4 protein-coding genes are annotated in these 5,739 nt (G+C 68.0%); all 4 read right to left on the bottom strand.

Annotated features, from left to right (window positions below):
* Window positions 1-1,077, bottom strand: a 1,077-nt coding sequence (locus tag VFZ20_RS30940) for a hypothetical protein (RefSeq protein WP_329687836.1), incomplete at its 3' end; no start/stop codon positions are given.
* A 385-nt stretch (window positions 1,078-1,462) separates the two neighbouring features.
* Window positions 1,463-2,956: a radical SAM/SPASM domain-containing protein gene (locus VFZ20_RS30935; protein ID WP_329687835.1), complete on the bottom strand. Its 1,494-nt coding sequence runs from the start codon at window positions 2,954-2,956 to the stop codon at window positions 1,463-1,465.
* 176 nt (window positions 2,957-3,132) lie between these two features.
* Window positions 3,133-3,291, bottom strand: a complete 159-nt coding sequence (locus tag VFZ20_RS30930; RefSeq protein WP_329687834.1) for a hypothetical protein — start codon at window positions 3,289-3,291, stop codon at window positions 3,133-3,135.
* A 588-nt stretch (window positions 3,292-3,879) separates the two neighbouring features.
* On the bottom strand, window positions 3,880-5,739 hold a 1,860-nt coding region (locus VFZ20_RS30925), incomplete at its 5' end, for a S9 family peptidase (RefSeq protein ID WP_329687833.1).

Here is a 5,739-nt window from a genome sequence, read left to right as displayed (position 1 = left end):
GGCGTTGCGGCCAAAGGCGGAGAGCACGGCGTAGTGCGGGTACACGCCCGGCGCCAGGTCGATGAACTTCTTGGTGAGCTCGAACGGCTCCGCCCCCTCGTCCGCGTCCAGGCCGAAGATGAGGTTGCACTGCGTGTACGGGATGTACGAGTTCACGAGGTTCGCGTGCTCGGCCAGGCGCTGCACCTTCTCCATGCCGCGCACGGAGCGCATCCGCGACTTGTCGCCGATGTCGAACCACGACTCGATGCCGGGCGCGATCGCCTGGAAGTTGTTGCGCTTGAGCCGCTTGAGGTGGTCCTCGCCCAGCAGGGCCAGCGACATCTCCGCCAGGAACGCCACGCTGCCGGGGGGCACGGCCTCCTCGATGGCGTCCAGCGTCTCGTCGAAGCGGATGGCGAAGTTGGGATCGTGCCACGACGCCACGGACCGCGGCAGGTTGAGGTCGCGGAAGAAGCGCACGTCGTCGATGATGCCCTCGTTCTCCATGGGCTGGTAGCCCACGACGGCGTCGATGCAGAAGCTGCACTTGTACGGGCACCCCAGGCTGCCGATGAGGGGGACGAGGCGCAGGACTTTCGCCTGGTCCATGGCGGGCTTGAGGAACTTCCACCGCTGCCGCAGCCCCGGCAGCGCCGACGGCTGCTTGAGCGCGCTGATGTACACGCCCTCGTCCGGGTGCCGCTCGGCGTCGGCCAGAATGTCGCGCAGGGTGCCCCGGTCGCAGAAGCCCACCACGTAGTCAAAGTACCTGCGGGCGTCCTCGGGGTACGAGCGGGCGTGGGGGCCGCCCAGGACGGTGGGGATGCCGCGGGCCTGGTAGAACTTGCTGAAGCCGTACGCCAGCAGGGCGCACTGGGAGAACGCGTTGACGAACAGCAGGTCGATGTCGTCGGGAATGCCGCCGGCCAGGCGCTCCGGTCCGGAGTAGTAGGCGATGTGGACGTCGTGGCCTTCCTCCTCGCACCACACGCCGACGACCTGCGCCATGATGCTGGTGTTGTTGGCCCGCATGAGCCGCGAGTAGCCGTTCCGGGGCGGTTCCTTGCCGAGCAGGTCAATGATCCCGATGCGCATGCGCTTCTCCGTGAATGGAGGGTGGGGAACCCATGAGGAGCACTTCGCCAGCGTGAACCGGAGACTGCAACCATACCTGCCGCGCGCCGTAAACTGCAAGAAAAAAATTCAACTGCATTTTCACGCAGAGGGAGCAGAGGCAGCAGAGTACTTCATCTTGGAATCAAGACCATGCACGAAGCCCCGGCGATTCGGGATCGCCGGGGCTTTACAGCAACTGCAACTGCTTTCTCACGCAGAGCCGCGGAGGACGCAGAGTACTTCGTCGCGGACCGCCAAGATCACCGGTTGCTGGATCGTTGGCTTCGGGGGATGACGGTGCCCGTGCGGGATCTGGGGTACTCTGCTGCCTCTGCTCCCTCTGCGTGAGAATGCAGTTCGACGTTCAGGCCGCCACGGGCTCCGCGGGCAGGCGCGTGCGCGTGGACTCGTAGTACGTCCGCACCACCACGTCGAAGTTGTCCTCCCAGTACTTGCTCTGCTGCTCCAGGTAGAAGTCGTTCTTCTCGAAGTGCGTCTTGGGGCAGCCGCCCATGCAGATGGGCAGGTACTGGCACTGGCTGCAGCGCGTGTGCGTGAACGGGTCGTACGCCTCGTACGGGTGCGGCGTGGGCTTTACGCCCAGGACGGGCAGCGGCGCGCGTTTGGGCTGGTAGAACGTGTGGTCCGCCTGCCCCACGGTCAGGTTCACCTTGCCGTGCGCCAGGTGGTGCTGCCCCACGTCCAGCCCGCACTTGTACATGTACCCGTCCGGCCCGAACACGGTGCTGTTACTTCCCACGGCCGCGCAGTTCATCTTGATGGTCATGGGATAGTACTGCAGGTGCTGGATGCCGCGCGGGTCGATGTGCCGGCTGATGGCCAGCTGGAACTGGTTGTTGAGCTGGTCGAACTCGTCCCGGAAGTCCTTTACGCGCTGGTTGCGGCCCAGGAACCCGCACGTGTCGGTCATGGGGCCGATCATGGCCAGGTACGGGTAGATGTGCGCCGCGGGCTCCAGCCAGCCGCGCTCCTTGAAAAAGTCCACCAGGGGCATGATGTCGGGCGCGGAGCCCACGTCCACGTTGATGCGCAGGTACACGCGCGTGGCCCCCATCAGCCGGTCGATGGTCTCGGCGATCACGTCGAACGAGCTTTGCTCGCGCTCCTCCTTGAGCACGTAGCGCCGCCGCTTGTCGTGGTGGATCTGCGGGCCGTCCAGGGTGAACTGCAGGTGGCGGATGCGGTTGCGCCTGACGAAGTCGCCCGCGTCGTCCGGCCACAGTGTGCCGTTGCTGATCATGGCCGCGCTGTACGTCATCCCCTTCTCTGCGCACAGGGCCAGCGCGCCCTGGGTGAAGTGCTCGATGGCCGCCTGGTTGAGCATGGGCTCGCCGCCGTACCAGTCCACGTACAGGCGCTCGTGCCCCTTGGCCTCCACCTGCTCGCGCATCCACGCCAGGATCTGGTCGCATCCCTCCACGCTCAGGTAGACAGGCTCCTTGTCCTCGTAGCAGTAGTAGCAGGCCAGGTTGCAGTCCATGGTGGTGGTGATGGTCACCATGAAGGGGTCGCGCTGGCGAAAATGCTGAAACCGGTCGCGCAGGTCCGCCGCTTCATCCACCCCGTCCTCCACGAAAAAGCGGCCCCGCAGCAGCTCGGGAAACAGGCGCTGGATGCCGGCGGGCAGCTCGTCCGCGGAAAAGCGCGGCGGCGACCAGTCGTCGCGGCCGCGGCCGGCGTCGCGGGAGCGCTCCGGGCCCAGGAACGGGCGCAGCGGCTCGGCCAGCTGCGGGGGCAGGCGCAGCAGCCCCGAGCTCACGCCGTTGAACAGCAGGGTGTGCGGGCCGTGGGGAACCAGCAGGTTGTAGTACGAGGCCTTGTAGATGGGCTTCTCCATGCTCCCTCTCAAGCCTGTGTCGGGGTGGGGGATCCGCCGGCCCAAAGCGAGCGGATGGATGCCGCGCCGTCCGTCCGTCCCGTGTGTACCGATGCCGGACGCGGCCGCGCCCGGGCGCCCGCACGGACGAACGTCACCGTGGAGTGCCCGGGCGCGTGTTGCCCGGTGCGAGCCGGTCAGGGCTCCGTGCCGCCGCCGTCGTCGATCACGGCCAGGCACACGCTGCGGCAGCTGCACAGGCGCGCGCCCACGTCCACGTCGTCCAGCCGCTCGCTGTCCGGCGACCGCACCCACAGGTCGTCGAACACGCCGTCGTCAAAGCTTTCCTCGGCCATGTGTCTTTTCCCTCCGTGTCTCGGGATGGAACCGCGGACCTCGTTGTCCGCCCGCACACTTGGAGCCGTTCCAACAATGATCCGCCCTGCCGGGGATGTCAATCAAACATGTGATTGCGTGTCCGGAAACGAGAACTGAAGTGCGGGAGTGCGAGAGTGCGAGAGTGCGAGAGTGCGAGAGTGCGAGAGTGCGAGAGTGCAAGAGTGCGAGAGTGGGGCAGATTACGAAGGAGGCGGAGCAGGGAAGACGATCAGCCTCCGCCCGCGATGCGTCATCCTGAGGGAGCGCCGCGCATGACATGAACGCACGCGGGACTTTGGCGCGATCGAAGGATCTTGTGTGCGAGACTCGGAGGCAGATTCCCTGCATGAAGGGTCGCCCTCGAGCTTCGCGGGCAAGATCCTTCGTCGCCGCCACGGATCACGCATGACAGGGGTTTGCGCGGCGGCTCCTCAGGATGACGCTTCTGGCCCATCCGGGTTTATCCTGCGTCGAGCGCGACGGGTCTCGCGCGGAAAGCATGAGGCCGGCCCCAACGGGAGCCGGCCTCGCGTGTGGAGCTTCCCACGGACCACGGCGGCGTGGGGTTACAGGTTCTGCAGCAGCCAGTCCGTCATCATGTTGTACAGGTGCGCGGAGATGCCGTCGCCCTTGATGGAGTGCGTGCGGTCCGGGTACGCCATGAACTGGAACGGCGTGCCGGCCTCCTGCAGCGCGTTGGCCAGGCGGACGCTGTTCTGGAAGTGCACGTTGTCGTCGCCCGTGCCGTGCACCAGCAGAAAGCGGCCGCGCAGGTCCGCCGCGAAGCTGAGCGGCGCGCTGCGCTGGTAGCCCTCCGGGTTCTCCGCCGGCTTGCGCATGAAGCGCTCGGTGTAGACGGCGTCGTACAGCCGCCAGTCCGTCACGGGCGCCACGGCGATGCCGGCCTTGAACGGCGACTCGGGGCGCGTGAGGGTGAACGACGTCATGTATCCGCCGTAGCTCCATCCCCACAGCCCCAGGCGCGACGCGTCCACGTACGGCTGGCGGGCCAGCCACCGCGCCGCGGCGATCTGGTCGGCGGACTCGGCGGCGCCCAGGTCCTGGTACGTGGCGGACTTGCGAAAGGCGCGGCCGCGGGCGCCCGTTCCCCGGTTGTCCACGCTGACCACCACGTAGCCCCGCCGGGCCAGCAGCTGGTGCCACAGGTAGCGCGTGCCGCCCCACTGGTCCTTGACCGTCTGGCTGCCCGGGCCGCCGTAGACGTACATCAGCACGGGGTACTTCTTCGCGGGGTCAAAGTCCGCCGGGCGGATCATCCACGCGTTCAGCGGCGTGCCGTCCTGCGCGGGGATGGTCAGGAGCTCCGGCGCGCGAAGGCCCAGCGCGCGCACGTCCGCCGCCATCCGCGCGTTGTCCACCAGCGTGCGCAGGGCCGTGCCGTCCGCGCGGTGCAGGCGCGTGACGTTGGGCGTGCCGAGGTCGGAGAAGTCGTCCACGTAGAACGCGCCCGTGGGGCTGAGCGTGGCGTCGTGCCAGCCGGGCTCGCGGCTCAGCTGCTGGGGCGTGCCGCGGCCGTCCATCCGCGCGCGGTACACGTGGCGCTGCATGGGGCCTTCCTCCGCCGCGCCAAAGTAGATCCAGCCGCCGCGCTCGTCCGCGCCCAGGAACTCCGTCACCTCCCACGCGCCGCGGGTGAGCTGGCGGGCCACGCTGCCGTCGCGGTTGTAGAGGTACAGGTGCTGCCAGCCGTCGCGGTCGCTGCTCCAGATGAACTGGCGCCCGCCGTTCACCCACGCCAGCACGTTGTCGGAGACGTCCAGCCACTCCGGCGCCGTCTCGGTGAACAGCGCGCGGCTGCGGCCCGTGCCCGCGTCGGCCATCAGCACGTCGACGCGGTTCTGGATGCGGTTCATCCGCTGGATCACCAGCTCGGCGGGCGAGGCGGCCCACTCCATCTTCACCAGCAGCGCCTCGGGGTCCGTGCCCGTGTCCATCCACGTCGTCTCCCCCCCGCTCGCGGAGACGACGCCGATGCGCGCGACGGAGAGGGGCGTTCCGGGCTTGGGATAGCGGATGGGGAGGGGCTGGGAGTACAGGCTGTCCGTCTCCTGGATCAGGTAGAAGGTGCGGACGGCCGACTGGTCCAGCCGCCAGAAGGCGATGCGGGTGCCGTCGGGGCTCCAGCGCCAGCCGTCGCGCAGGTCCAGCTCCTCCTCGTAGACCCAGTCGAAGGTGCCGTTGATGACGGTCTCGCTGCCGTCGTGCGTGAGCCGCGTCTCCTGCCCCGTGGCCAGGTCGGTGACGTAGAGGTCGTTGTCGCGCACGAAGCCCACGCGCGAGCCGTCGGGCGAGAACTTGGCGAACATCTGCCAGCCCGGCCGCGTGCTGAGCGGCGTGAGCGTGCGGCGGTCGCGGTCGTAGACGTAGTACTGCCCCCGGGTGTTCTCGCGCCACACCCGCTGGGT

The sequence above is a fragment of the Longimicrobium sp. genome, from assembly GCF_036280135.1.
In the GTDB taxonomy this organism is placed as follows: domain Bacteria; phylum Gemmatimonadota; class Gemmatimonadetes; order Longimicrobiales; family Longimicrobiaceae; genus Longimicrobium.
This window is presented reverse-complemented; position numbering and strand designations above follow the sequence as displayed.

What these genes read in the sequence shown, in the direction of transcription:
- VFZ20_RS30935 (WP_329687835.1), bottom strand. Translation starts at nt 2,956, where the DNA reads ATGGAGAAGCCCATCTACAAGGCCTCGTACTACAACCTGCTGGTTCCC.
- VFZ20_RS30930 (WP_329687834.1), bottom strand. Translation starts at nt 3,291, where the DNA reads ATGGCCGAGGAAAGCTTTGACGACGGCGTGTTCGACGACCTGTGGGTG.